At 69.3% G+C, this 25,147-nt stretch carries 23 protein-coding genes and 1 pseudogene; 8 read left to right on the top strand and 16 right to left on the bottom strand.

What is annotated here, in order from left to right; genetic code table 11:
• Window positions 1–48: 48 nt before the first annotated feature.
• A complete protein-coding gene (locus AB0I51_RS31055) occupies window positions 49–393 on the bottom strand; it encodes a YbaB/EbfC family nucleoid-associated protein (protein WP_026178802.1) in 345 nt (114 codons plus the stop codon).
• A 263-nt stretch (window positions 394–656) separates the two neighbouring features.
• Between AB0I51_RS31055 and AB0I51_RS31050 the strand changes: the two genes are divergently transcribed.
• On the top strand, window positions 657–1,376 hold the full coding sequence (locus tag AB0I51_RS31050) for an SLATT domain-containing protein (RefSeq protein WP_362980806.1): 720 nt from the start codon (window positions 657–659) through the stop codon (window positions 1,374–1,376).
• Between the two features lie 68 nt (window positions 1,377–1,444).
• Here the strand turns inward: AB0I51_RS31050 and AB0I51_RS31045 are convergent.
• Window positions 1,445–1,704, bottom strand: a pseudogene (locus tag AB0I51_RS31045) (hypothetical protein); the annotation flags it as partial.
• Window positions 1,705–1,823: 119 nt separating this feature from the next.
• Window positions 1,824–4,085, bottom strand: a complete 2,262-nt coding sequence (locus AB0I51_RS31040; RefSeq protein ID WP_362980804.1) for a protein kinase — start codon at window positions 4,083–4,085, stop codon at window positions 1,824–1,826.
• 257 nt (window positions 4,086–4,342) lie between these two features.
• Here AB0I51_RS31040 and AB0I51_RS31035 point away from each other — a divergent pair, with 257 nt between their 5' ends.
• The 4 genes from AB0I51_RS31035 to AB0I51_RS31020 all read left to right on the top strand — a co-directional run bounded on the left by AB0I51_RS31035 (window position 4,343) and on the right by AB0I51_RS31020 (window position 9,755).
• Window positions 4,343–5,698 (top strand): aspartate aminotransferase family protein, encoded by a 1,356-nt coding sequence (locus AB0I51_RS31035; protein WP_362980802.1) that lies wholly within the window; start codon window positions 4,343–4,345, stop codon window positions 5,696–5,698.
• Window positions 5,699–5,853: 155 nt separating this feature from the next.
• A complete protein-coding gene (locus AB0I51_RS31030) occupies window positions 5,854–6,555 on the top strand; it encodes a GntR family transcriptional regulator (RefSeq protein ID WP_362980869.1) in 702 nt (233 codons plus the stop codon).
• Between the two features lie 26 nt (window positions 6,556–6,581).
• Window positions 6,582–9,014 (top strand): glycosyltransferase, encoded by a 2,433-nt coding sequence (locus AB0I51_RS31025; protein ID WP_362980800.1) that lies wholly within the window; start codon window positions 6,582–6,584, stop codon window positions 9,012–9,014.
• A gap of 90 nt (window positions 9,015–9,104) precedes the next feature.
• The gene (locus AB0I51_RS31020; RefSeq protein WP_362980798.1) at window positions 9,105–9,755 is read left to right on the top strand and encodes a hypothetical protein; all 651 of its coding nucleotides are present in this window, start codon (window positions 9,105–9,107) and stop codon (window positions 9,753–9,755) included.
• Between the two features lie 73 nt (window positions 9,756–9,828).
• Here the strand turns inward: AB0I51_RS31020 and AB0I51_RS31015 are convergent, their stop codons facing one another.
• From AB0I51_RS31015 to AB0I51_RS30995, 5 genes are all read right to left on the bottom strand, one after another.
• Window positions 9,829–10,119 (bottom strand): hypothetical protein, encoded by a 291-nt coding sequence (locus AB0I51_RS31015; protein WP_019070351.1) that lies wholly within the window; start codon window positions 10,117–10,119, stop codon window positions 9,829–9,831.
• 97 nt (window positions 10,120–10,216) lie between these two features.
• Window positions 10,217–10,630 carry a hypothetical protein gene (locus AB0I51_RS31010; RefSeq protein ID WP_362980796.1) on the bottom strand — a complete coding sequence of 138 codons (414 nt, stop codon included), beginning with the start codon at window positions 10,628–10,630 and terminating at the stop codon, window positions 10,217–10,219.
• Window positions 10,627–10,890 carry a hypothetical protein gene (locus AB0I51_RS31005; RefSeq protein WP_362980794.1) on the bottom strand — a complete coding sequence of 88 codons (264 nt, stop codon included), beginning with the start codon at window positions 10,888–10,890 and terminating at the stop codon, window positions 10,627–10,629. Before AB0I51_RS31005 ends, AB0I51_RS31010 begins: the two co-directional genes overlap by 4 nt.
• Before the next feature lie 120 nt (window positions 10,891–11,010).
• Entirely contained in the window at window positions 11,011–11,814 is an 804-nt protein-coding gene (locus AB0I51_RS31000) for a hypothetical protein (RefSeq protein ID WP_362980792.1), read from the bottom strand.
• Between the two features lie 150 nt (window positions 11,815–11,964).
• Window positions 11,965–12,360, bottom strand: coding sequence for a hypothetical protein (locus AB0I51_RS30995; protein WP_362980790.1), 396 nt, complete (start codon window positions 12,358–12,360; stop codon window positions 11,965–11,967).
• Between the two features lie 125 nt (window positions 12,361–12,485).
• On the opposite strand from AB0I51_RS30995, the gene AB0I51_RS30990 reads away from it, so the two are divergent.
• Together AB0I51_RS30990 and AB0I51_RS30985 are read left to right on the top strand one after the other, a co-directional pair.
• Complete coding sequence (locus tag AB0I51_RS30990) at window positions 12,486–13,325, top strand: helix-turn-helix transcriptional regulator (protein WP_362980867.1); 840 nt, start codon at window positions 12,486–12,488, stop codon at window positions 13,323–13,325.
• Window positions 13,322–13,561, top strand: coding sequence for a DUF397 domain-containing protein (locus tag AB0I51_RS30985; RefSeq protein ID WP_362980788.1), 240 nt, complete (start codon window positions 13,322–13,324; stop codon window positions 13,559–13,561). Before AB0I51_RS30990 ends, AB0I51_RS30985 begins: the two co-directional genes overlap by 4 nt.
• Window position 13,562: 1 nt before the next feature.
• Here AB0I51_RS30985 and AB0I51_RS30980 read toward each other — a convergent pair whose 3' ends face one another.
• The 5 genes from AB0I51_RS30980 to AB0I51_RS30960 all read right to left on the bottom strand — a co-directional run bounded on the left by AB0I51_RS30980 (window position 13,563) and on the right by AB0I51_RS30960 (window position 21,179).
• Entirely contained in the window at window positions 13,563–13,817 is a 255-nt protein-coding gene (locus AB0I51_RS30980) for a hypothetical protein (protein WP_362980786.1), read from the bottom strand.
• Between the two features lie 20 nt (window positions 13,818–13,837).
• Window positions 13,838–14,152 carry a hypothetical protein gene (locus AB0I51_RS30975; protein WP_362980784.1) on the bottom strand — a complete coding sequence of 105 codons (315 nt, stop codon included), beginning with the start codon at window positions 14,150–14,152 and terminating at the stop codon, window positions 13,838–13,840.
• 11 nt (window positions 14,153–14,163) lie between these two features.
• Entirely contained in the window at window positions 14,164–17,589 is a 3,426-nt protein-coding gene (locus AB0I51_RS30970) for a DNRLRE domain-containing protein (protein ID WP_362980782.1), read from the bottom strand.
• 275 nt (window positions 17,590–17,864) lie between these two features.
• Window positions 17,865–19,688, bottom strand: a complete 1,824-nt coding sequence (locus AB0I51_RS30965; RefSeq protein ID WP_362980780.1) for a 5'-nucleotidase C-terminal domain-containing protein — start codon at window positions 19,686–19,688, stop codon at window positions 17,865–17,867.
• A gap of 207 nt (window positions 19,689–19,895) precedes the next feature.
• Window positions 19,896–21,179: an adenylosuccinate synthase gene (locus AB0I51_RS30960; RefSeq protein WP_362980778.1), complete on the bottom strand. Its 1,284-nt coding sequence runs from the start codon at window positions 21,177–21,179 to the stop codon at window positions 19,896–19,898.
• Between the two features lie 187 nt (window positions 21,180–21,366).
• Between AB0I51_RS30960 and AB0I51_RS30955 the strand changes: the two genes are divergently transcribed.
• On the top strand, window positions 21,367–22,227 hold the full coding sequence (locus AB0I51_RS30955) for a diacylglycerol kinase (RefSeq protein ID WP_362980776.1): 861 nt from the start codon (window positions 21,367–21,369) through the stop codon (window positions 22,225–22,227).
• On the opposite strand, the gene AB0I51_RS30950 is transcribed toward AB0I51_RS30955, so the two are convergent.
• Genes AB0I51_RS30950 through AB0I51_RS30940 form a run of 3 tightly spaced genes read right to left on the bottom strand, consistent with a single transcriptional unit; the run spans window position 22,208 to window position 25,004 of the window.
• Window positions 22,208–22,816, bottom strand: coding sequence for a Uma2 family endonuclease (locus tag AB0I51_RS30950; RefSeq protein WP_362980774.1), 609 nt, complete (start codon window positions 22,814–22,816; stop codon window positions 22,208–22,210). The genes AB0I51_RS30955 and AB0I51_RS30950 overlap by 20 nt on opposite strands.
• A gap of 35 nt (window positions 22,817–22,851) precedes the next feature.
• A complete protein-coding gene (gene eutC / locus AB0I51_RS30945; protein ID WP_362980772.1) occupies window positions 22,852–23,619 on the bottom strand; it encodes an ethanolamine ammonia-lyase subunit EutC in 768 nt (255 codons plus the stop codon).
• On the bottom strand, window positions 23,616–25,004 hold the full coding sequence (locus AB0I51_RS30940) for an ethanolamine ammonia-lyase subunit EutB (RefSeq protein ID WP_362980770.1): 1,389 nt from the start codon (window positions 25,002–25,004) through the stop codon (window positions 23,616–23,618). The genes eutC and AB0I51_RS30940 overlap by 4 nt, the downstream gene beginning before the upstream one ends.
• Between the last annotated feature and the right edge of the window lie 143 nt (window positions 25,005–25,147).

The following is a 25,147-nucleotide window of genomic DNA, read 5'->3' as shown; positions in this document are numbered from 1 at the left end:
GGGATCGTGCGGGAGGTACGTACGTACCGTAGTTGGCCGCGGCCTGTCTTAGAAAGGCAGACCGGGGATACCGCTGCCGCCGCCCAGCCCCTGCGCGAGCGGGCCGAGCTTCTGCTGCTGGAGGGTCTGCGCGTTCTCGTTGGCCGCCTGGACGGCCGCGACGATCAGGTCCGCGAGGGTCTCCGTGTCGTCCGGGTCGACCGCCTTCGGGTCGATCTTCAGCGCGCGCAGCTCGCCGGCGCCGGTGACGGTGGCCTTGACCAGGCCGCCGCCGGCCTGTCCGTCGACCTCGGTCCGCGCCAGCTCCTCCTGCGCGTTCGCCAGGTCCTGCTGCATCTTCTGGGCCTGCTGCAGCAGCTGCTGCATATTGGGCTGGCCACCACCGGGAATCACGATCAGCTCCTGGTTTCGTACGGCTGTCAGTCAGGGGTACGGCTGTCCGGGCGAGGTTTTCGCCCCGCTCGGCACGAGCCTACGTGGTCCGAGCAGTCATCGCTTCAGCACTCTTTCGAGTGAGTCCTTACCGCGTCCTATACCTGATCAAGACCCACTTCCGGGCGGAAAAGAGGTGAAACCGGAGCCTTCGCCACCCATTGGGCGGTAGGAAGGATCCGGCACATCAGCATCAGGTGTCACACAACGTAAGGGAGTGCCGGGTGGGTCAGCCGGAGATTCAACCCGAGGGTGGCGATCTGGCCGGGCGGGCGTTTCCGCTCGGGGACTGGGGCGAGCCCGCGGCCCGGCTGGACGAGCTGTACCGGTGGGTCGAGCACGGGGCGCTGGAGACGGCGGCGTGGTACCTCGCGGACCGGGTGTGGAAGCGGCGCGGGGCGCGGGTGCTGCGCACGGGCGCCGTGCTGGGCGCGGTCGTCGGGGCGGCGCTGCCGCTGCTCGACCTCACCGGGGTGGCGGCCGGGCTGGCCGCCTGGGGCTATCTGGCGCTGCTGCTCGGGGCGGCGTGCGTGGCCGGGGACCGGCTCTTCGGGATGACGTCCGGGTGGATGAGGGACGTGGCTACGGCGCAGGCGGTGCAGCGGCGTCTTCAGGTACTCCAGTTCGACTGGGCGTCGGAGGGCGTGCGGGAGGTGCTGGGGCCGGCCGACGGGACGGCGAGCGAGGCCGCTGACCGGTGTCTGGGGGTGCTGCGGCGCTTCTCGGAGGACGTGACGGAGCTGGTGCGGATGGAGACGGCCGACTGGATGGTGGAGTTCCGGACGGGCTCGGCGCCGCTGGGCATCCAGTCGACGGTGGCCGGCGGGGGGCGGCAGGAGGGTGCGGTCGTACACGGCAGGTTCCCGATGCCACCGGGCCCGGGCGGACCGGGCGGCGGCAGCCGGCCGAACATGCCGCGGCAGCGGCCGCCCGAGCCGCGGTGAAGTGAGCGGGGGCGCACAGACGCGGGCGCCGGACCTCACGGGATCAGCCGGAACCGGCCGGAACCAGGTACGAGCGTGGCGTCGGACATGCCCGGCACCTCGTCGAAGAGGCCGAGGCGTCTGTTCGCCCGGCCCGAACGGACGTCGTCGCCAATGGGGGTGTCCATCTGGACGCGGTAGCCGATCCTCCCCCACTGCCTTAAAGGCGTGGGAGGTGCCCCCAGCGGCGCGGCGTCCGGCGTTCGTACCAGACCATCACACCGGACGCGACGATACCGAGCACCGCGGTGCCCACGGCGACGACGTTCTCCGCGCTCAGCCACTCCACTGCGGGCCCCCGCTCCCCAGCCGGATCGTGGGGTCACGGTACGGGCGGCCCCGGAAAACCCGCAGGGGCTGTCGGCCGAAGTTCCGGTGACGTTCAACCAGCCCTGGAGCAAAGGGACTTCAGCCCGACTTCGTGTACGTCAGCTTCTCGCCGTTGCCGGTGTTCACCCGCTGGAGCGTGCCGTCCGACAGCAGGGTGACCTCGCTGGCCGCGCCCGGGCTGCAGGACGACAGCGGCTGTCCCGAGGTGACGGTGGAGGCACCGATCCGCAACGGGCCTTCGCTGCCCGGCCGTTGGGTGAGGTCGGCGCTGAACACGCAGTGGTAGCCGGGGCCGTCCGCGACCAGCTTCAGTACGGGGTCCCCCACCTTCCCCTGCCTGATGGTGAGTTGGCGGGTGTTGTGGCCGGTGGAGTTGTCGATGGACGCGTTCCAGGTGCCGAGATAGCCGCTCGGTACGGCGTCGGCCCCGGACGGTGTCGCGGAGGCCGACGCCGAGCCGGTCGGCGACGGCCGACCGGTGGTCGGACCCGGCGTGGTGGGCGCGGCGCTGGTGGCCCGGCCGCCCGAACCGGTCGCCGTACGGCTGCCGTTGCCGCCGCCCTTCATCAGCGCGTACACCGAACCGCCCGCCCCCAGCGCGACGACCAGCGCGACCACGACGAGCAGCGCGGTCGACCGCTTGCTGCGGCGCGGCTCCTGGGGCTCCAGGTAGGGGCCCGGACCGTAGGGCGGGGTGGAGCCGAGGCCGGGGTTGTGGGGGTAGGGGTTGTACGGCACCTGCCCGCCCCAGCCGACGAGCTGCCGGGCGGGGAGCTGGGGGTAGCCGTAGTCGGCGGCGGGCGGGGCGGGCTGTGCCGGCTGTTGCGGATAGCCGTAGCCGGGGGCGGGCTGTGGGTGTTGCTGCGGGCGGCCGTAGGCCGGGTGTGGGGTCGGCGGGGGCGGTGTCCCGGTGGTTCCGGGCCGGGTCTCGACCACCGTCGGGAGGTGGGTGGTCGGCGCGCCGTCGTCCGCCGTCGCGGGCGGCGGCGGGGAGGAGTCGTCGGAGGCCGGGGCGTGTTCGGGGGAGGCTTCGGGGACGGCGGGGTGCTCTACGGCGACGGGGACGGGCTCCGCGGACACGGGTGCGGGGGGTGCGGAGGCGGGGGATGCGGACGCGGGTGCAGGAGGTGCGGACGCGGGTGCAGGAGGTGCGGACGCGGGTGCGGGGGATGCGGACGCGGGTGCGGGGGATGCGGACGCGGGGGATGCGGACGCGGGTGCAGGAGGTGCGGACGCGGGTGCGGGGGATGCAGGTGTGGCGGGTGCGGGAGGTGTGTCAGGCGTGGCTTCCTGAGCCGCCTCCAGAGCCAGGGGCTCGGAAGCCCGAGCCTGAAGGGCCCGCACCACCGGAGTGCCCTTCTCCAACGGGACCCGCCCGGCGGAGGCCTTGTCGCCACCGGCCTTCTCCAGCTCCGCCGTCTGCGGATCCTCCGTGTCGAGCAACCGCACCGCGTGCCGCCCGAGTTGGGCGACCAGGCCGCTCGGCAGCCAGGGTTCGCGGGAGCGGCCCCCGGAGACCGTGTCCTCCGCGCCCGTGCGGTCGAGGATGTGGTCCAGGGTGGGCCGGGTGGCCGGGTCCTTGCGCAGGCAGTCGCGGACCAGTTCGGCGATGCCCTCGGGGACGCCCGTCAGGTCGGGCTCCTCCTGGGCGATGCGGAACATCAGCGCGTGGACCCCGCTGCCGGCGCTGCCGAAGGGGAGGGTGCCGGTCGCGGCGTAGGCGAGGACGGAACCGAGGCAGAAGACGTCGCACGCGGGGGTGATGCGGTCGCCCCGCACCTGTTCCGGCGCCATGAAACCGGGCGAACCGACGAGCGAGCCGGTGCGGGTGAGCCCGTCCCCGGCCTGGGTCTCCAGGGCCCGCGCTATGCCGAAGTCGATGACGCGGGGGCCGTCGATGGTGACCAGCACGTTGGACGGTTTGAGGTCGCGGTGGACGATGCCGGCGGCGTGGATGTCCTGGAGCGCGTGCGCGAGCCCGGCCGCGAGGATGCGCACCGAACGCTCCGGCAGTGCCCCGTGGTCGCGGCCGACGACCTGTTGCAGGGTGGGCCCGGCGACGTACCCGGTGGCCACCCACGGCACCGCTGCCTCGGTGTCGGCGTCCAGGACGGGCGCGGTCCAGTGCCCGCCGACCTGCCGCGCGGCCTGCACCTCCTGCCGGAAGCGGGCGCGGAACTCCTCCTGCGCGGCCAGGTCCTCCCGCACCAGCTTGACGGCGACCGTGCGCCCCCGGTCCGACCGGGCCAGGTACACGTGCCCCATGCCCCCGGCGCCGAGCCGGCCCAACAGCCGATACGCCCCGATCCGCTGCGGATCGGCCGCCCCCAGTTTCTCCACGACCGCGCCGCCTCCCCTGAAATCCCCGGTCACACCCCGGTCACACCCCTGCGCTCCGCGACAGACCGAGAATAGTGCGGCGAATCGACGGGACGGCCGGAGCGGTGTCTACGGTTCCGTAACGGGAGACCGGCCCCAGCCGTGCACCGGACATCCCGCGCCGGACACCCACCCTGGACAACCTGTCGCGGAAACCCGCCGACCGCAGACAGACCGCCGATACCTTTTCCGCATCGCGGACATTTACGCTCGCCGCCATGACCCCTCAGCCCAACCCCCAGGCCGGCGCCGCCGTGAAGGCCGCGGACCGTGCGCATGTGTTCCACTCCTGGTCCGCGCAGGAGCTCATCGACCCGCTCGCCGTGGCCGGCGCGGAGGGGTCGTACTTCTGGGACTACGACGGCAGGCGCTACCTGGACTTCACCAGTGGGCTCGTCTACACGAACATCGGCTACCAGCACCCGAAGGTCGTCGCCGCGATCCAGGAGCAGGCCGCGACCCTCACCACCTTCGCGCCCGCCTTCGCGATCGAGTCCCGGTCGGAGGCGGCCCGGCTGATCGCCGAGCGGACGCCGGGGGACCTGGACAAGATCTTCTTCACCAATGGCGGCGCCGACGCCATCGAGCACGCCGTGCGCATGGCGCGGCTGCACACCGGGCGGCCGAAGGTGCTCTCCGCGTACCGCTCGTACCACGGCGGTACGCAGCAGGCGATCAACCTCACCGGGGATCCGCGCCGTTGGGCCAGCGACGGTGCCGCCGCCGGGGTCGTGCACTTCTGGGCGCCCTTCCTGTACCGGTCCCGTTTCTATGCCGAGACCGAGGCGCAGGAGTGCGAGCGCGCGCTCGAACACCTGGAGACGACGATCGCCTTCGAGGGGCCGGCCACGATCGCCGCGATCGTGCTGGAGACCGTGCCGGGGACGGCCGGGATCATGGTGCCGCCGCCGGGCTATCTCGCCGGGGTGCGTGAGATCTGCGACAAGTACGGCATCGTCTTCGTCCTCGACGAGGTGATGGCCGGGTTCGGGCGGACCGGTGAGTGGTTCGCGGCCGACCTGTCCGGCGTCGTACCGGACCTGATGACCTTCGCCAAGGGCGTGAACAGCGGATACGTGCCGCTCGGCGGGGTGGCCATCTCCGGCGCGATCGCGGACACCTTCGGCAAGCGGGCCTACCCGGGCGGCCTGACGTACTCCGGGCATCCGCTGGCCTGCGCCGCGGCCGTCGCGACGATCAACGTCATGGCGGAGGAGGGCGTCGTGGAGAACGCGAAGCACCTCGGTACGACCGTCGTGGAGCCCGCGCTGCGCGCGCTGGCCGAGCGGCACCCGAGTGTCGGCGAGGTGAGGGGCGTCGGGATGTTCTGGGCGCTTGAGCTGGTGAAGGACCGGGAGACGCGCGAGCCGCTGGTGCCGTACAACGCGGCGGGTGAGGCCAACGCGGCGATGGCCGCTTTCGGGGCCGCCGCCAGGCAGCAGGGGCTGTGGCCGTTCGTCAACATGAACCGCACGCACGTCGTCCCGCCGCTCAACGTGAGCGAGGCCGAACTGAAGGAGGGCCTCGCCGCTCTGGACACGGCGCTGTCCGTGGCGGACGAATTCACGTCGTAGTACGCCGTCGAATTCACCTCGTAGTACCCGGAATGGGCGGGTCCGTTCCTCTGGTGCCCGGATACGGGCAGGGCGGGAACCCGAACGCGTAAGGTGACGTGCTCGTAGACATATACGAGTACGCCATCGAACGCGACGAGGGAGACGCTCCGACGATGCCCGGAAGCAGCGGCAACGGCGCCGTGACCCGCAGCACCCTGCGGCAGCAGATCGCCGACGCGCTTCGCGACGAGGTCCTGGCCGGCCGGCTCCAGCCCGGCCAGGAATTCACGGTGAAGGAGATCGCCGAGCAGTACGGCGTCTCCGCGACCCCGGTCCGGGAAGCCCTCGTCGATCTCTCCGCGCAGGGACTCCTGGAGGCCGACCAGCACCGCGGCTTCCGCGTCCACGAGTACTCGGTGGCCGACCACCGCGGCATGATCGAGGCCCGCGCACTGGTCACCGAGGGCATGTTCCTGGCGCTGGCCGGCGGCCACCCCGTCTTCGACCGCACCGACGACCCGCGCACGGTCGCCGCGCTCGCCGGGGTCCGCCGCCGTGGCGAGGAGGCGCAGCGCGCCGCCGAGGCCGGTGACCTCACCGTGCTGATCGGCTACGACCTGCGGTACTGGCGCGAGCTGAGCACCATGTTCGGCAACCCCTACCTCGGCGACTTCCTGCACCGGCTGCGCGTCCAGTCCTGGGTCTGCACGGTGCAGCATCTGCGCCGACTGACCGATCTGCGCGGGCAGTTGTGGTCCGAGCACACCGAACTGGTCGACGCCCTGGCGCGCCGCGACACCCCGGCCGCGCGCGCGATCGTCCTGGCGTACAACAAGCACTCCCTCGACCTCATCGAGCGGCTGGCCGCCCGGTGACCGGACCGGAAAGGGCCGCTCCGGCCGTGGACCCCAGTGTCGTCGTCGTGGACCTCAGTGTCGTCGTGCCCGCCTACAACGAGGAACAGCGGCTCGGGCCGACGCTCGACGCGATCACCACGTATCTGAGCGACAACGAGGGCCGCTTCGGCGACTGGGAGATCGTCGTCGCCGACGACGGCTCCGACGACGGGACGAGGGAGGTCGTCACCTCCCGCTCTCTGGACAATCCCCGTGTGCAGTTGGTCACCAGCCCCCGCAACCGCGGCAAGGGCCACGCCCTGCGCCTCGGGGTCGCCGCCTCGCGCGGGCGCCGGGTCCTGGTCACGGACGCCGATCTGGCCGCGCCCATCGAGGAGTTGGAGAAACTCGACAAGGAGCTGAGCGAGGGCCGTGCGGCGGCGATCGGCTCCCGGGCCGCGCCGGGCGCGACCATCGAGAGCCACCAGCACCCGGTCCGTGAACTCCTGGGCCGCGCGGGCAACTTCCTCATACGGCAGGCCGCGGTCCCCGGCATACGCGACACCCAGTGCGGCTTCAAGCTCTTCGAGGGCGACCGCGCCCGCGAGGCCTTCGCCGCCTCCCGCATCAACGGCTGGGGCATCGACGTGGAAGTCCTCCAGCACTTCCGCCGCGCCGACTGGGACGTCGCCGAGGTCCCGGTGCGCTGGGCCCACCAGTCCGGTTCGAAGGTACGGCCCCTGGACTACGCCCGGGTCCTCACCGAACTCGCCCGCCTGCGCGCCCGCTCCCTGCGCCCGGTGGACGTGCTGGTCCCCGTCCTCTTCCTCCTCATGTCGGTCGCCCTCTACTCGGGCCGCTTCTTCGGCCCGAACCACCGCTACCTGGAGGACTCCCTCCAGGACCAGAACCAGTGGGAGTGGTTCTTCGCGGTCACCGCCGACAACGTGGCCCACCTCCACAACCCGTTCTTCTCCAACCTCCAGGGCTTCCCCGACGGCGTGAACCTCATGGCCAACACGGTCATGCTCGGCCTGTCGGTCCCCTTCGCGCCCCTCACCCTGCTGGCAGGACCCGCGGTCTCCCTCAGCGTCTGCATGGCGCTCGGCCTCGCGGCCACGGCCGCCGCCTGGTACTGGCTGATCGTGAAGCGGGTCGTACGGCAACGGGCCGCGGCCTTCGTCGGCGCCTCGCTCGCGGCCTTCGCCCCGCCGATGGTCAGCCACGCCAACGCGCACCCCAACTTCGTCATCCTCTTCATGATCCCGCTGATCATCGACCGCGCCCTGCGCCTGTGCGCGGGCACCCGGGTGGTCCGCGACGGCGTCGTGCTCGGCGTGATGGCGGCCTACCAGATCTTCCTCGGCGAGGAGCCCCTGCTCCTGGCGTCGATCGGCATGGTCCTGTTCGCCGCGTCCTACGGCGTCCTCGACAGGGAGGTCGTCCGGGCGTCCTGGCGCCCCCTGCTCAAGGGCCTGGGCATCGCGGCGCTGGTCTGCGCCCCGATCATCCTGATCCCGCTCTACTACCAGTTCGCGGGCCCGCAGAGCTACAAGAGCGTCCTGCACGGCGACAACGCGGGCAACAGCCCCCTCGCGCTCCTCTCCTTCGCCGAACGCTCCCTGATGGCGGGCGACGAGATCCGCGCCAACTCCCTCTCCCTCAACCCCACCGAACAGAACGCCTTCTACGGCTGGCCGCTGGTCGCCCTCGCCTTCGCCATCGTCGTACGACTGTGGGAACACGCCCTGGTCAAGGCGCTGGCCTTCACGGCGATCGCGGCGGCGATCCTGTCGATGGGCCCCAAGATCCGCATCCCGCTCACCGACACGATCTACCCCGGCCCCTGGGCCCTGCTCGCCCACAAGCCGCTCTTCGAGTCGGTGATCGAGGGCCGGGTGGCGATGATCTGCGCACCCGCGCTGGGCATGCTGGTCGCACTCGCGGTCGAACGGCTGGCGGCGACACGCGAGTTGGGCACGCAGTACGTGGGCCTGCTCGCCGTATGCCTGGCGCTGCTCCCCCTCGTCCCCGCACCGCTCAAGGCGGTCGACCGGGCCGCGGTCCCCGCCTTCTTCACCGACGGCACCTACAAGTCGTACGTCCGCGCCGGCGAATCCCTCGTCCCGATCCCGCTCGCCGACCCCGGCGCGGCGGAGGCACTGCACTGGCAGACGGCCTCCGGCCTCGGCTTCAAGATGCCCGGCGGCTACTTCAACGGCCCCTACGGCGCCGACCGCATCGGCATCTACGGCGCCTCGCCCCGCTACACCTCCAACATGCTGCGTGACGTCCGCTACACCGGAGTCATCCCCACCATCGGCAAGAACTGGCAGGCGCAGGCAAAGGCCGACTTCGCGTACTGGCACGCCGGCGCCCTGGTGATCGCGCCGCAGCCCAACGACGACAAGCTCCGCACAGCTGTGGAAAAGCTGGTCGGCAAACCTGGTAAGCGGGTGGACGGCGTGTGGGTATGGGACCTGCACGAGGGGAGCTGACCCGGGCCGCACCGACTACTCTTCCCCCTACTCTTGCCTGACCACCATGCGAGATCCACGCTGCGCAGCGAGTAACCGAGGAGCCCTCTTTTGGCCTGTGACCTGTGGCTGGTCCCGCTCGTCGACGTGTTGTGCCACACCCCTGACAATCCGTTCGCCGACGAACTCGCGCTCTACAACTCGCTGCTGGCCGAGGCCGGGCTCCCCCCGGTGCCGGTGTACCAGTACATGCCGGGACTGTCCGGGGAGGTCGCCCCGGTCGCGGGCTTCGACTACGACGCGCTGCACTTCCTGCGCCGGGCCTACCTCCTCCAGGTCTGCGGGCTCCCGGTGACCCCGGTGGACGACCTGGGCGGCGACTACGAACAGCTCCTGGAGATGTTCGAGACCACGGCCCAGCAGTCCCACCTGGTCTGGCACTACGACCACGCGGGCGCCTACGTCCCGGTCGACTTCCCGCACCCGCTCGCGAACGACGAACTCCTCGCCGGCGGCGGCCCCTTGGGCTCCTCCCAGACCCTCCTGCGCGAGCTGGAGTTCGTGGCCCCGACGATCGGCATCGACCCGGCGAACCCACCGACGGCACCACAACCCCCCGCCGCTCCCACGGAGTTGGAGGAACCGGCCGTCGCCGCGCCGTACGACACCAGCCCCTTCGCGCGTGAACGGCACGTGTGGCTCGGGCTGCACGCGGCGGCGACGCGCAGCCTGGCCCAGGGCTCGATGATCGTGTTCAGCTAACGCTGCATGCGGATGGTCCTCGGCGGTGTCCTGACCCTTGCCAAGATCCAGGGGACACCGCAGGAGTGAGGGCCTAGCGGATCTTGCCGAGACCCGTCTGGACGTCCTCCGCGTTCATCACCGGGGTCCAGGTCAGCTCGGCACCCAGGTTGAGGAAGAACGGCTCACTGATCGACGGAATGTCGGAGGGGTCCTTCAGATCGAAGAACAGGAACGCGGTGCGCTTGCCGCCGTCGGCGGTGAAGTAGGCAGCCTCGGGCTTGATCTGCTCCAGGGACTCCTCCATCAGCTTCCCGAGGGTCCCGTTGCGGATGGCCTCGTTCCCCTTCTCCGTGTCCATGGACGCTTTCAGCATCATGCGCATCGCAGTCACCTTCTCCTGGTCGGCGTGCGCGGAGCGGACCACTTCAGGATATGCCCGGACAAAGGGGGCGTCCCGGTGAGGGCGCCCCCTTTGCCGTTCACCTCTGACGCGGCAACCTGATCGTCCGTACAAGGGGCATGTCCGCGTACGCGCCCGGGTCGGCGGTCACCACGTGCCGCCCGTCCGGCCAGTCGACGGTCGGCCGGGACAGATGGACCGCATGGCCGAGCCGCCACTCCACCCCGTTCCGCAGCAGCGCCCCCACGGTGGACGCGCCGGAGAAGTCCAACTCGACGATCTCCACGGCGGGCAACGCCCCGATGTGCTCGGCAAGCCCCTTGCGCATACCGTCGGCGGCGGCCAGGCAGAGCGCCGGCACATAGACGTGCCGGGTGGGCCCGTGCTCGGTGTTCGCCACGAACTGCGAGGCGAGCGAATTCCCCGAACCGAGCGCCAGCAGAGCGGACTCGTCGAAGACGACACCGGTCGAACCGGCCTTCGCCCCGCTCACAGACTGTCCACGGGCCGGCCGGCCTCAAGGTCCTGCCAGACCTTCTCCGCCCGATCGTGATCCTCGCCGGTGAGCGTCACCCCGAAGTGCGTCTCGCAGTACGCCTTGGTCTCCTCGTACCGCTTCCGCAGTTCCTCCTGCGTGGGCGTGGCCCCCGCCAGTTCGGCGATGAGATCCCGCATGGTCATCCCGCGCTCACGCGCCAGCACCATGAGGCGGTCACGGACAGCGGGGTCGACCTTGACGGTGGTGTCAGCCATGACGGCAGTATACCGTCGGTATACCGTTTCGGTCCTGTCAAGCAACGCGGTCATCGCATTCCTTCCGGTTGGGCAACCCGACTGCACGGACGTGCGGCCGGGAGTCTGAGGGGGAGGCGGTTACGCGAGCGCGGGGCGCCCCCGCAACAAGGCGCGGGCGAGTGCGCCTCCGCGCTGGGCGGCCTCGCGGTAGCCGGAGGCGCCGGGTTTACGGGGTTCGACGTGGACGGTGGTGACCGGCATGGCGTCGGGGGCCGCCGGACACTTTCGGCGCAGGCGGTTCTCGACGATGGCGGCGGCCGAGTACATCCGTCGCGGCAGACCGTCCGTCAGGGCGGCACGCACCTGAACACTCGTCGCACCCCGGTCCCACCACTCCTCGACCAGCGGCGCGAGTTTCAGCGCCTCGGCGGCACCGAGCGTGAGCCGCGGTTCGGTTCGCCCGAGTGACCCGAGCAACTTCACGGCAAGCGCGGTGCGCTCGCTCAACTCGGCCTGCGGCGGCGGGGAGGGAGGTTCTTGTTCCCTGGTCTTTTCTCCCGAAGGGAGAGCGCCCGACGGCGCGACGGCCGACTCGCCGGAGGCCAGGTTCTCGACTTTTTCTTCTTCACCCGCAGGCGGCTCGTCCTCGTACGGAGTGTCGAAAACCTCGTACACGGTGAAGAGTTGGCCGCTCTCCGGGTTCTTGTGCACCACGCGCCGCAGATACCGCGAATCCTCCAGCTCATGCAGGGCGGCGGCGATCCGCGACCGCCCCTCCTTGCGCTGATCGGCAAGCGTGCGGATGGTGACGCGGGCCTCGTTCGGGAGGCTCAGGAGGTACGTCAGTACGCCTACCGCGCACCACGAGATGCTCCGGTCGCGGAGAAGGGCGTTGGAGAAGACTGAAAAAGCGCGCGTGGGCGTCGTACGATGAATACGCATCGGGTTTTCTCCTTACGCATCGGAACCTGGTGCCAAGCCCCCGGGTGTTGGCGCACCGCGGGGGCGTTCTTTGTTGGCGTGACTCTATGCGCGCGCAAAGCGACGAACGCAAGCCGGAACTGGGTTTCTCAGGGCGGGAGTTGGCGTTCTTCACTCTTGAGGGTGAAGGGCGGTCCGCAGCAGCAGGGTGTGGACGAAGTGGTCCGGGGCCGTCGGGCGATAGCGCCAAGTCAGGGGCCAGGTCCGGCCGTTGAGGGCCGGGACCGGGATGTACGAGATGTGGTGCGGGCCGGCGGTGAGGCGGGTTACTCCCGGTGGCCACGCGCGGTGGGACGTGCTGCCGACGGGGACCAGGAAGTAGACGGCCCGGTTACCCGTCGCTTCCTCTACGACCGGGCCCGGCGCCCCTCCCGTCATGCGGGCGAGCCTGTCCGCGAGGTCTCTGCCCTCGTCGCCGTCGACCCGTACCGCGTCGAACTGGACCCCCGCCTTGCGGAGTTGGATGCCGGTTGCGGGGATCCATTTCAGGTCACTTTGCGTATCCATGAGGACAGTCTCGGCAGCCACAGCTACCGTCTTCCATAACTCTGCGTCGACCATCGGCAACGGTTGGATACGGGCGCGGGGTGTTTGTGACCGGTTGAGTTCGGTTGAGTTCGGGGGTGACCGCGATGGCGCGGGCGGAGAACAAGTCGGAGGCGAGTGGAGTGGCGCGCCTCGTCGCCCTCCTCGCGAAGGCACTGCGTGAGCAACAGGGGCTTACACAGGTCGAGTTGGGCAAGTTGACCGGCTACACCGGGTCCGCCATCAGCGCGATGGAGACATGTGCGCAGCCCGCGAGCGACGACATGCTCGTCAAGCTGGAGGAGACGATCGGGGGCGGGATGCGGATCTTCGAGGAGGCCCGCACGTACGTCCTGCTCGACAAGTACCCGCCCCAGTTCAAGAACTTCGCGCTGATGGAGGCGGAGGCGGTGACGCTGTCGTCGTATCAGACGTACGTGGTCGGCGGCCTCTTCCAGACCAAGGACTATGCCCGGGCCCTGATCGGCGGCGGTTTCCCCAAACTCCCCGACGCCAAGGTCGAGGAGTTGGTCGAGGCTCGCGTGGCCCGCCGGAAACTCTTCGACCGGGATCCGACGGCCATGATCGAGGTGATCCTCGACGAGGCTGTGATGAGGCGGCCGTTCGCGAGTTGGGACATCCACTGCGGGCAACTGCGCTCGCTCGCGGAGGATGCCGAGCGGGACAATGTCAGTGTCCAAGTGGACCCGATGGAACGGGGGTTGCACGGCGGGCACGCGGGAACGCGCGGTGACATGGTCCTGGTGGTGACGAAGGAGCACCGCCATGTCGTCTATCTGGAGATCGAGGACGAGAGCGTCCTGATCAGCGATCCCTCGAAGGTGTCCCAACTCTCGCACCGCTATGCGAAGATCCGTACGCAGGCTCTGAGCCCGGACGACTCCCTGAGCCTCATCCGGAAGTTGGCAGGAGAAGAGCGCGCATGACCAGCACCCTGCAGTGGTTCAAGTCGAGTTACAGCAACGACAGCGGCGGCCAGTGCCTCGAAGTCGCCTACGCCTGGCGCAAGTCGTCGTACAGCAACGACAGTGGTGGCGAGTGCGTCGAGATCGCCACCTGCCCCCACACCACCATCCACATCCGCGACTCCAAGAACCCCGACGGCCCACACCTCACCGTCTCCGGCGAAGCCTGGGCCGCGTTCGTCTCAAGCACCGCCTGAGCTAGAGGTCTTGGAAAAACCACAGGGACAGCGTCAGCAGCACGACCCCGCGCAGCGCGACCGACGTCAGGATCACGCCCCGGAGTCCTCCGGTCCACGGCCACAGGGTCCATGTCAGCAGCAGTGACAGCGTGACCGTGAGGATCAGCGTCACGGGGGCGGGGTCGGCGTACAGGGCGTCACGGTGGACCCACAGCAGGTAGGTCCACCACGTGGCGGACGCCACGGTGAGGAGCGACTCGGCCCAGAGCCCCACGAGTTCCTCCCGGAGCGGCTTCAGCAGAGGCTCGTCCCCCCGCCGATCAGCATCAGCGCCCCGACCGCCACCCCGAAGACCAGCCGAAGTCCCACGACGGTCCAGGAGACCCGTCGCAGCCAGACTTTGCCCAGGTAGAGCAGCGCCCAGCTCACGGGCAGCGAGGCCCACAGCACATAGGCCACGTTCCGGTAGAGGTCCTGGGACGAGAGGTCGCACACGCCGTTCGACGAGTCGGCGTGGAGGCTCACGGCGACGAATACGGCGAGCGCCCCCTCCAGGAACAGGACCGGTACCCGCCAGGTCAGGCCCCGAGAGGCCGTTGTGTCTGTCATTTTCGGCAGCCTCACTCGTACCAGGGGAAGGACGTCACAATCCAGACGTCCATGTTCTTGTGCAGCTTGCGCTGGCTCGTCAGCGGATAGTTCTTGCGGTTGTTGCTGTGCTGACTGATGTAGATGTTTCCGTGCGAGTCGATCTTCGTCACCACGGACGCGTGGCTGATCCCCTTGAAGCCGCCTGGATGGTCGTCGCCCTTGTCGTTCCAGTTGTAGAAGACGATGTCGCCCAGGTTTACCTGCCCCTTGTTGGTGTGCCAGGAGTAGGTGGCCTGTCTGTCGATGAAGTCGGCCAGATGATAGGCCATGCTCCAGGAGTCCGACTGCTTCCAGTACAGGTAGTCGCCGTTGCGCCACCAGTAGTCGTCCTTGTGACGGTCGAGGCGCGAACCCCATTTCTTGTCCATACCGCCGCCGCTGTTCAGCGAGCGCGAGGCGAAGTTGGTGCAGTCGTTGCCGTACCAGTGCTTGGAGTTCCAGTGGTCCCTGGCCCACTTCGCCGTGCCGCTGCCGGAGATGTCCGCCGCGTACTGCGCATGGGCGGAGACCGTGGTGGCCGTCGTGGTGGACGAGGCGTCTGCGGCCACCAGGGCTCCGTCCGCGTCCGTCTCCATGCCTGCGGGCGAATCCGTTGAGGAGTCGGTGTCGTCGTCCGTCACCGTGGTGTCGTCGCCGAGTTGCGTGAGTGCGTCGTCGCCCGCACTGACGACGGTCTCAGCCGCGTCGGCGTCGATGTGCCCGGTGAGTACGGGCGGGGTGGCCACGGTGAACGTGTACAGATAGGTCGATTCCTCCGCGGCCTCGGCGGCGTCGGGGTCGGTGCTGTCCGCGGCGACCGTGACGGTCTTCGCGGTCGTCGCGGTGGCGCGCAGCGTCACCGTCTTGCCGTCGGTGGACGGCATCGCCAATACATCGCTCAGGGTGACCGTCGAGCCGTTGGTCTCCGAGTCGTCGTCCGCCAGCAGCGCCCGCTCGGTGAGCGGGTCGGACTGCTCCGCTTCGAGAACGTCCGCGAAGGCCGTACCGTCGTCGCTGCTGTCGGCGGCGGCCGACGAGTTCGCGTACGTACCTTCCGTGAGTCCGGTCTGCGCGTCCAGATACTGCTGCAGGACAGTGCGATAGGCAGCCGTTCCCCCACTCACCGCGACCGGGACGGTGGAAGCGGACACCGTGGACGGCCCGCTTCCCGCGCTGTCGACCGCGGCCACGGAGAACGTGTACGCGAGCCCGTTGGTGAGCCCGGTGATGACGGCCGAAGTGCCCGACACGGTAAGGGTCTTGACAGTGGACGAGCCGGTGATGACGTTCACCGTGTAGGTGACGCCGTCCTCGTCGCTTCCGCCCAAGTCCTCCGGTGCGCTCCACCCGACCAGGGCTCCGCCTTCGCCGGCTCGTGCGCTCAGATCCCGTACCGCGGTGGGTACACCGCCGGCCGTGTCACCCGACTGGGAAGCGTCGGTCACATCGACGGTGAACGACTTCTTGGCGGTGTAGGAGGAGCAGACACTCCCCACGCAGGCGCGCGTCTTCCAGGAGTAGGTACCGGCGTCGCTCAGCAGACCGTCCGGCACCTGGAGCGCCGCGCGCTGCCCCGACTCGACGGTCGCGGTGCCCAGCGGCGTACCGCCGATGACCGAGCCGGAGGCGTCGTACAGGACGAACTGGGTGTCGACCGCCGACTGTCCGAGTGCCGTGACCACGGCGGTGAGCAGCGGTGTGGTCGTCTCCGTGGCGCCGGTCTGCAGTCCGGTCGGCACGTCCGGGATGTCCAGCGCGCCGGTGTCGACGGTGTACGGCGTCCATGAGGTCCAGGCCGTCGAGTAGTCGGTGCCGTCGTAGGCGCGGGCGCGGATGCGCAGGTGCTTGCCGTCGGGCAGCGGTGTCGAGGTCGGGACGCTGAGGGCGGCCGCCTTGCCCGAGGCGACGTACGCGGTGGACTTGGTCAGTGTGTACGTGGTGTCGGCGTAGTCGGGGTCCGGCTCGATGGCGTACTGGACGCGGACCTTGGCACCGGAGTCGACGTCGGAGACCTTGGCCGAGAACACCGGGTTGACCGACGTGACGATCTTCTCGCTGCCGCTGTTGGTGCTGGGCGAAAGGGTCAGCGAAGTCGGCGTCTTCGGGTACGAGTTGTACGTCACCGTGAGGTGCGGCTCGGTCGAGCCGTCGCCGGAGACGTAGTTGGCCGAGCGCCAGCGGCGCCAGGTCAGGCTGTCGGTCTCGCTGACGCCCTTGACCTTCAGGCCGTAGTTGGTGGAACCGTCCGCCCAGGCCTGGACGATGTCGTCGATGTCGAAGTTGACGGTGCCGGCCGGGCAGTCGTCGGAGTAGCCCTTGGCGGCCGTGCTGGTGACCGCGCCGGTGCTGGTGGAGGTCGGCTCGCTGCCCCACGCGATCGTCGAGGAGGACCAGGTCGAGGTGATGCGGCGCACCTGGGTGCCCGAGCCCGCGGTCGAGCAGGACGACGACCAGTACGAGTACAGGGCCAGGTTGGTGTCGACGATGTCGGTGCCCACGAAGTCCGAGACGTCGAACTTCAGATAGGAACGGGCGACGGTGTCACCGCCGTTGTACGTGCCCGACTTCAGCTCGGCCGAGGAGATCTGTGAGTCGGGGTAGTTGGTGGCGACCCAGGTGTCGGTGGTCACCGCCAGGGTGCTGGTCGGGTCGACGATGACCGGGTAGGTCAGGTCCTGGTCGAAGTAGGACGCGTCCGGGGTGAGGACCAGGGTCTGGGTGCCGTCCGCCGCGGTCTCGATGTCGTAGTCGACGGCCGTGACGTGCTTCGACTCGCCGGAGGCCGGGTCCTTGGAGGAGTCCCACATCATCGGCGCCGGGGCCTCGGCGACCAGGTCGCCGTCGTCGTCCTTGAGGAGCAGATGCCCCGTGGACGCCTTCGACACGGTCAGCCCGTGCAGGGCAAGGGGTATCCGGTAGGAGACGGTGCCGTCGGCCGGGGCGGAGTCGAGGACGACGTTCTCCGAGAAGCCCTGCGGCAGCGCGGTGACGGTCAGCTTCTGGTCGTCGCCGACATCGTACGAGGCGGTGTCGCCGTCGACGGACGGGGTGGGCAGGGCATCGGGCCAGCTCATCCCGAAGGACTTGCCGTCCGCCGACACGGACGCGAGGTGGGTGTCACCGCCGTCGGAGACGGTGATGTCGGCGGCCGCGGCCTGCGGCTCCAACGCGGCACCGGCGTCCGAGAGTTCGGTGTCGATCGACTCCCAGGTCCCGTCGCTGTCCTGGACCCGGACGGGACCGGCGTAGCTCTCGGTGGTGAGGGTGCCGTCGGGATTGACGTAGGTCGTGGTGTCCTCGGTGCGCTGCGAGGTCAGCTCGACCCGCTCGCCCGTCAGCTTGGCCTGCCTGCGGGCGAGTTGGTCCGGCGTCAGGAACGACAGCGCCTTCGCGGCGCCGTCGCTGCCGGTGTCCACCGCGGGGGTGACCTGAAAGGTCTTTGGAGCGACCGGGGTTGAGGCGGCTTCAGCGAATGTGCCGGATCTGAGGGGCACATCCGTCGCCGCCGCCGAAAGCAGCAGGAGAGACAGCCCGGCGGCCGTACGTCGTACGGCCGCCGGGGAAAACCGTCTTCGATATGACATGCACGGAACATAGTTAATGTCCGATGTGAAGAGGCCGTGAAACTGATCATTCACAGCACCTCACAGGAATCCACAACCTGTTGCCAGGAAGGGGACTCCTGGAACTCCTAGAAGACCGCCGTGCCGTCCTGCGTCAGCTTCCAGTTGGTCGCCGCGAACGCCGTCGGGTTGATCGTGCCCTTCGCCGTGGCGTAGGCGATCATCAGGTCGCGTACCTGGTTGGTGGAGCTGTAGGCGGTCTCCGCGGCGGCGATGTGCGGGTAGCCGCTGCCGCCGTTGGCGCGGTAGTTGTTGACCGCGACGACGAAGACCTGGTCGTCGGCGACCGCCGTGCCGTTGTAGGTCAGGTTCTTGATGCGGGAGCCCTCGGCCGCCGCGATGTCGATCTCGTAGTCGACGCCCGCCGCCGTGTCGTACATGTAGTCCCAGAAGCTGTTGGCGTTCGTGAGCGTCGAGGTGTCCACCTTCGTGCCGGCCGGCACCTGGTGGTAGTACTTCGCCGCGAACTCCAGGTAGTCCTTGAGCTGGGCGCCGGTGAGCTTCTTGCCGTACAGGGTGTTCTCGTAGATGTAGAGGCCCGCGACGTCGCGGATCGTCACGTCGCCGGCCGGGATGACGGCCGTGCGGCTGAAGCAGGCCGCCACCGAGATCAGCGGGAGCGCGGCGTCCGCCGTCGACAGGCCCGACTTCACCGCGTCCATCTGGACCTGGTGGATGAAGTCGATGGCGGGGACGTCCTTCCAGCATGCCTCCGCCGTCGACATCGCCGCCGTACACGTGCCGATCGCCGTGTTGACGTACTTGACCACCAAGTTGTGGTCCGCGGTGAGGAGTTCGGTGATCGTCGGGTCCTCCGCGACCGTGTTGCTGTTGATCGTGGTCGACGTGGTGCTGGTGACCTTCCAGCAGCCGTGCTCCAGCTCCAGCTCGAAGTCGAAGACCGAGAGGCGGTAGCCGTAGCAGTACGGCTCGGAGAGGACGACTTCCTTGCCCGTCTCCTCGTTCTTCACCGTGTAGGTGGCGACCTCGGTGTGGGTGTGGCCGACGAGGATCGCGTCGATGCCGGGGACCTGCTCGGCCACCAGGTTCGACGCGTTCTCCACGTACGGGAGTTCGTCGCCCCACGACGTCGAGCCGTCGAGGCCCGAGTGGTCGGTGAGGAAGACGACGTCGCAGCCCAGCGCGCGCAGGCGCGGCACGTACTTCTTCGCCTGCTCGACCAGGCCGGTGAAGGTCATCTTCCCGGAGACGTTGTCCTTGTCCCACAGGGCGATGCCCGGGTTGGTGAGGCCGAGGATGCCGACCTTGATGTCCGGCGCCCCGGGCACCCTGATCCGCTTGACCGTGTAGGGCTTGAAGGCCGGCTTCAGCGTCTTCGCGTCCAGGGCGTTGGCGCCGAGGAGCGGGAAGTGGCACTGCTTCTCGAAGGTGCGCACGACCTCGATGCCGTAGTTGAACTCGTGGTTGCCGAGGGCCGCCGCGTCGTAGCGCATCTCGTTCATGGCGATCGCCATGGGGTGCTTGGGGCCGCGCTTGCCGTCCTTGCCGGTGATCGGGTCGACGCTCGCGTAGTACGACGCCAGGGACGTGCCCTGGATGATGTCGCCCGCGTCGACGAGCAGCACCCGGTCCTCGCCCTTCTCGGCGCGGATGTTCTTGACGAGGGTGGCGATGCGCGCGATGCCGTACGTGTTGCCCTTGCTGTCGGAGTAGGCCTTGTCCGAGTAGTAGTCCCAGTTGAAGACGTGACTGTGCAGGTCGGTCGTACCCAGGATGGAGAACGACCAGGTCTTCGGCTTGGGGGCGGGCTTCTTGTGCTGGTCGGCCGCCCGGGCCGGGGTCGTCGCGGCCGTCCCCGCGACGGCGACGGCCGCACCGGTGACGGCCGACTTCTTCACGAACTCCCGGCGGTTCAGGGGATTGACGGGCATTCAGGGCTCCTGGGTGGCTGCGGTGTCGCGAGCAGGTACGTGTGCCGTGCGGGGACTACACGCGTAGATGCTGCTCGCGCCGATACCCGCCGAGAACCAGGAAATGCCCATGACCGGGTCAAGGAAGGGCAACTGTGGGCACAAAAAGGGCGATTGGCGGATCTGGGTCACAGATCCGCCAATCGCCGTGTGCCGCGCGAGTTACTTCTAGATGAACGAGTTGATTTCGATCGTCTCCGTGCGGCCCGGGCCGACACCGATCGCGGAGATCGGGGCGCCCGACATCTCCTCCAGCGCCTTCACGTACGCCTGCGCGTTCTTCGGGAGGTCCGCGAAGGTCTTGGCCTTCGTGATGTCCTCGCTCCAGCCGGGCAGGTTCTCGTAGATCGGCTTCGCGTGGTGGAAGTCGGTCTGCGAGTACGGGAGTTCCTCGACGCGCTTGCCGTCGATCTCGTAGGCCACACAGACCGGGATCTCTTCCCAGCCGGTGAGGACGTCGAGCTTGGTGAGGAAGAAGTCGGTCAGGCCGTTCACGCGGGTCGCGTAGCGGGCGATGACCGCGTCGAACCAGCCGCAGCGCCGGTCACGGCCGGTGGTGACGCCCCGCTCGCCGCCGATGCGGCGCAGCGCGTCGCCGTCCGCGTCGAACAGCTCGGTCGGGAAGGGGCCCGAGCCGACCCGGGTCGTGTAGGCCTTGAGGATGCCGATGACCCGGCTGATCTTCGTCGGGCCGACGCCCGCGCCCGTGCACGCGCCACCGGCGGTGGGGTTGGAGGACGTGACGAAGGGATAGGTCCCGTGGTCGATGTCGAGGAGGGTGCCCTGCCCGCCCTCGAAGAGGACGACCTTGTCCTGTTCCAGCGCCTGGTTGAGGACGAGGACCGTGTCGGCGACGTACGGCTTGAGGCGGTCCGCGTAGGACAGCAGCTCCTCGACGACCTGTTCGACGGCGATCGCGCGCCGGTTGTAGAGCTTGGTGAGCATCTGGTTCTTGATGTCGAGGGACGCCTCGACCTTCTGCGTCAGGATCGACTCGTCGTAGAGGTCCTGGACCCGGATGCCGACGCGGTTGATCTTGTCCGCGTAGGTGGGCCCGATACCGCGGCCCGTCGTCCCGATCTTCCGCTTCCCGAGGAAGCGCTCCGTCACCTTGTCCACCGTCACGTTGTAGGGCGTGATGATGTGAGCGTTACCGCTGATCAGGAGCTTGGACGTGTCGACGCCGCGCTCGTTCAGCCCGTTCAGCTCGGAGAACAGGACCGACGGGTCGACGACGACACCGTTGCCGATGACCGGAGTGCACTCCGGTGTGAGGATCCCGGAAGGGAGCAGGTGAAGGGCGTACTTCTGATCGCCCACGACTACCGTGTGGCCGGCGTTGTTGCCGCCCTGGTAGCGCACCACATAGTCGACGGACCCACCTAGCAGGTCCGTCGCCTTTCCCTTGCCTTCGTCACCCCACTGAGCACCGAGCAGCACAAGTGCGGGCACGCGCGTACACCCCTTCCGGGCGGGGCATGTCCAAGGTCAGAGACGTACGCCGCACAGCGTGTGCCTCGTACGTCAGCGACCCTCGTCGGCCGCAACCCGTCGGACCGGATGCCCCGGAATAGACGAAGCCCCTGGCGCAATAGCGCAAGGGGCTCTTGCACAAAGATGCTACCCGAGGAAGCGAGGCATGGCCGAGGTGGCGACTTTCGCGACTTCCGATCAGCTCCTGGTCGTCATCGATCCGGTCGCCCGGCGCACCGACGGAGAGTCCGTCCGCATCGCAAAAGACGTGCTCAGCGCGGGTGCGGCGGCCAAGGTGTGCATGCCGGAGGGGCCCGAGGAATTCGCCCGGGTCCTGGCCAGGCGGGGCTCACGGAGACCGGTGCTGGTGGGCGACGACCGGGCCCTGATGCGGACCGTGTCCCTGTTGCACCGCCAGCGGGAGCTGGCCGGATGCGCCCTGTCGATGGTGCCGGTGGGCGGCGCGCTGTCCCTGGCGGGGGCGCTGGGGGTGCCCACGGGGGCCGTGGCGGCGGCGCGGGCGGTGCTCGACGGGGTCGTACGGCGGATGGACCTGCTGGTGGACGACAGTGACGGGGTGGTGCTGGGGGCGCTTCGGATCCCTTCGCTCCCCTCGCCCGCGGTGCCCTCGCCGGCCGGCTCCGGGCACGCGTCGTGGCTGCGGACCTGTCAGTCGCTGGTACGGACCCTGGTGCCGGCCCGCCCGCCACGGGAGCAGCTCGTCGGTGAGCCCCGGTTCGGACCGGCACGGCTGCGGGTCGAGGTCGACGGGGTCACCATGGTCGATCTGGACCAGCCGGTGGAGACGGTTTCCGTAAGACCGTCGACTCCGGGGCTGGCCGAGGTGGAGGTACGGCCGGTGTCGGTGGGCGCGGAGGCGTCTCCGCTGTGCGCACGAGGGCGGTCGGTCACCGTGTCCGGCGCGGATTTCCGCTACCGGGCGGACGCGGTGGTGGCGGGGCCGGTGCGGACTCGGACGTGGGTGGTTCGGGAGGGGGCTTGGGGGCTTACTTTGCCGACGAGGTAGGGGGCTGGAAGCCGGTGGTGTCGAGGGGGCAGTCAAAAGGCTCGGGGATGTAGAGCTTCTCCCCGAAGGGCTTGGTGAAGCGGGCCTCGTATCCCTTGGCAGACGGCGACCCGAAGACGATGGCCTGCTGCTCCTGCATGTCGAGGACCAGGTAGACGGGGACACCTGCCTTGCCGTAGGTCTCGACCTTGTCGGTGAGGTCGACTGCCCGGGTGGAGGGGGAGGTGAGCTCGGCGACGAAGGAGAGGGCTTCACCGTCCAGGTGGTTGCTCGTATGCCGACTGACGCTCCGGTGCGCTGCATGAATGTCGGGGCCGTAGGCACGCTCGGAGCCTGGAAACACGTAGAGGAACGGATTGGCACTGATCCGATGCCCTTCGGGGAGGTGTGGACGCAGTTGCTCACACACCAGCTCCAGGACGTCGAAGTAGTAGGCCTTCGACCACGGCGCCACGACGATGTTCCCCCTGATGATCTCGGCCTTGTAGCCGTCGGGCACATGCAGCTCGTCGAGGAGGTCCAAGAGCTCCTCGAAGCCGCCGCTGGGCTCAGTGCCGCTCATCACCGGTCGCTCTGCCATGAGTGTCATGATGCGCTCTCCCCTTGACGCGGACCAGCCGCAACTCAGAGTAGCCACTCATGCACGCCATCGTGATCGGATTCGTCCTTCAGTCCCACCCCCGTGATCTCCAGTTCCCCTGCCCTCCCCATCAACCCCGCCAGCTTCCCCGCCGCCACCTCGTACGTCAGCCCCAGCGGCGGCCGGATGTTGGACAGGCAGTTTCTGTCCGCGTCCGTCGTGACGCCCGGCTTCGGGCGGTACGTCAGGTACGCGCCCAGGGAGTCCGCCGCCGACATACCGGGGCGTTCGCCGACCAGGACCACGACCATCGTCGCGCCCATCGCCGAGGCGATGTCGTCGCCGAGGGCCACGCGGGCCTGTTCCGCGAGGACCACCGGAGCCACCCGCCAGGACGTGGGCAGCAGTGCCGTCGTCGCCCGCACCATCGCCGCCGCGTGCTCGTGCACCGCCCGGCTGGACAGGCCGTCCGCGACCACGAAGACCACGTCCCAGTCTCCGACCGGCAGGTGCGCCCGGTCGGCGGGGTCCAACCGGCGCCCCAGGTCCGGGCGTTGGAGATAGGTGAGCCGGTCGGGCGCCGCGCTGCGCACCCGTACCGTCGGCTCGCCGCCCAGCGCCGCCGCCACCACGTCCGGCGCGAACGGCGAGTGCACCGCGTCCCGCGCCGCCGCGTGCGCGGCCTGCAACTCCAGCCGGTGGTGGGTCGGGAGGCCCGAGCCCGCCCTCCCGAGGCCGATCCTCGCCTGGGTGTGACGGCGCAGGGTCGGCCACAACTCCCCGCTCATCAGCTCCACTTGACCGGTCGTCATGCCACCAGTTCCCTTCCGATCGCCGTCAACGGGTGGGCCGTGGCGGACACGTCGTTGATCTCTCCGCCCTCGCCCAGCAGGCCGATCGAGTCGAGCCAGGCCTCGAACTCCGGTGCCGGGCGCAGCCCGAGGACCTCGCGGAGGTACAACGCGTCGTGGTACGAGGCGGATTGGTAGTTGAGCATGATGTCGTCGCCGCCCGGTGTGCAGATCACGAAGGACGCGCCGGCCACGCCGAGCATGGTGAGCATGGTGGCGATGTCGTCGTCGTCCGCGTCGGCGTGGTTGGTGTAGCAGATGTCCAGGCCCATCGGCAGGCCGAGGACCTTGCCACAGAAGTGGTCCTCCAGGGCGGCGCGGAGGATCTGCCGGCCGTCGTACAGGTACTCCGGGCCGATGAAGCCGACCACCGTGTTCACGAGCAGCGGGTCGTAGCGGCGGGCCACCGCGTACGCCCGCGCCTCCACCGTCTGCTGGTCCACCCCGTGGTGCGCGTCGGCCGACAGTGCGCTGCCCTGGCCGGTCTCGAAGTACATGACGTTCGAGCCGACCGTGCCCCGGCCCAGCGCCCGTGCCGCCTCGTACGCCTCGTCGAGGAGACCCAGCGTCACACCGAAGGACGCGTTGGCCGCCTGGGTGCCGGCGATGGACTGGAAGACGAGGTCGACCGGCGCTCCGCGCGCCATCAGGTCCATGCTCGTCGTGACGTGGGACAGGACGCAGGACTGGGTGGGGATGGCGTAGCGCTGGATGACCCCGTCCAGGAGTTCCAGCAGGTCGCGTACCGCCTTGGGGCTGTCCGTCGCCGGGTTGATGCCGATCACCGCGTCGCCGGAGCCGAGCAGCAGCCCGTCGAGCAGGGCCGCGGCCACGCCCGCCGGGTCGTCGGTGGGGTGGTTGGGCTGGAGCCGGGTGGCGAGGCGGCCCGGCAGCCCGATCGTCGACCGGAACGCCGTCACCACGCTCACCTTCCGCGCGACCGCGACGAGATCGGCGTTGCCCATCAGTTTGGACACCGCCGCCACCATCTCAGGTGTCAACCCAGCTGCCACGGCGGACAGTTGGGCAGTGTCGGCCGTCAGCAGCCACTCCCGGAAACCGCCGACCGAGAGTCCGGCCACGGGCGCGAAAGCCGCCGCGTCATGCGTGTCGACGATCAGCCGGGTCACGTCGTCGGTCTCGTACGGGATCACCGGTTCGGCCAGGAACGCGGCCAGCGGTACGTCCGCCAGCGCCCACCGCGCAGCGACCCGCTCCTGGGCGGACGATGCGGCCAGCCCCGCCAGCCGGTCGCCGGAGCGCTCGGGGCTCGCGGCGGCGAGCAGACGCGCGAGGGAGCCGAAGCGGTAGCGACGGCCGCCGAGGGTCGAGGTGTACGTACTCATGGCGGCGACCGTACGAGGCGCGTGTTGCCACCGGATTTCCTCAGATTTCTAAAGGTCTGGTTGACAAACATTTAACGCATCGCAGCCCTTGCCGGACTCATTCGGCCGACAGAGTTCCGCACCGTAGGACCACCCGAGCAGCA

The sequence above is a fragment of the Streptomyces sp. NPDC050549 genome (assembly GCF_040655035.1).
Taxonomy (GTDB): domain Bacteria; phylum Actinomycetota; class Actinomycetes; order Streptomycetales; family Streptomycetaceae; genus Streptomyces.
The sequence above is the reverse complement of the archived record's forward strand: the minus strand, read 5'-3'. Positions and strand labels throughout refer to the sequence as shown.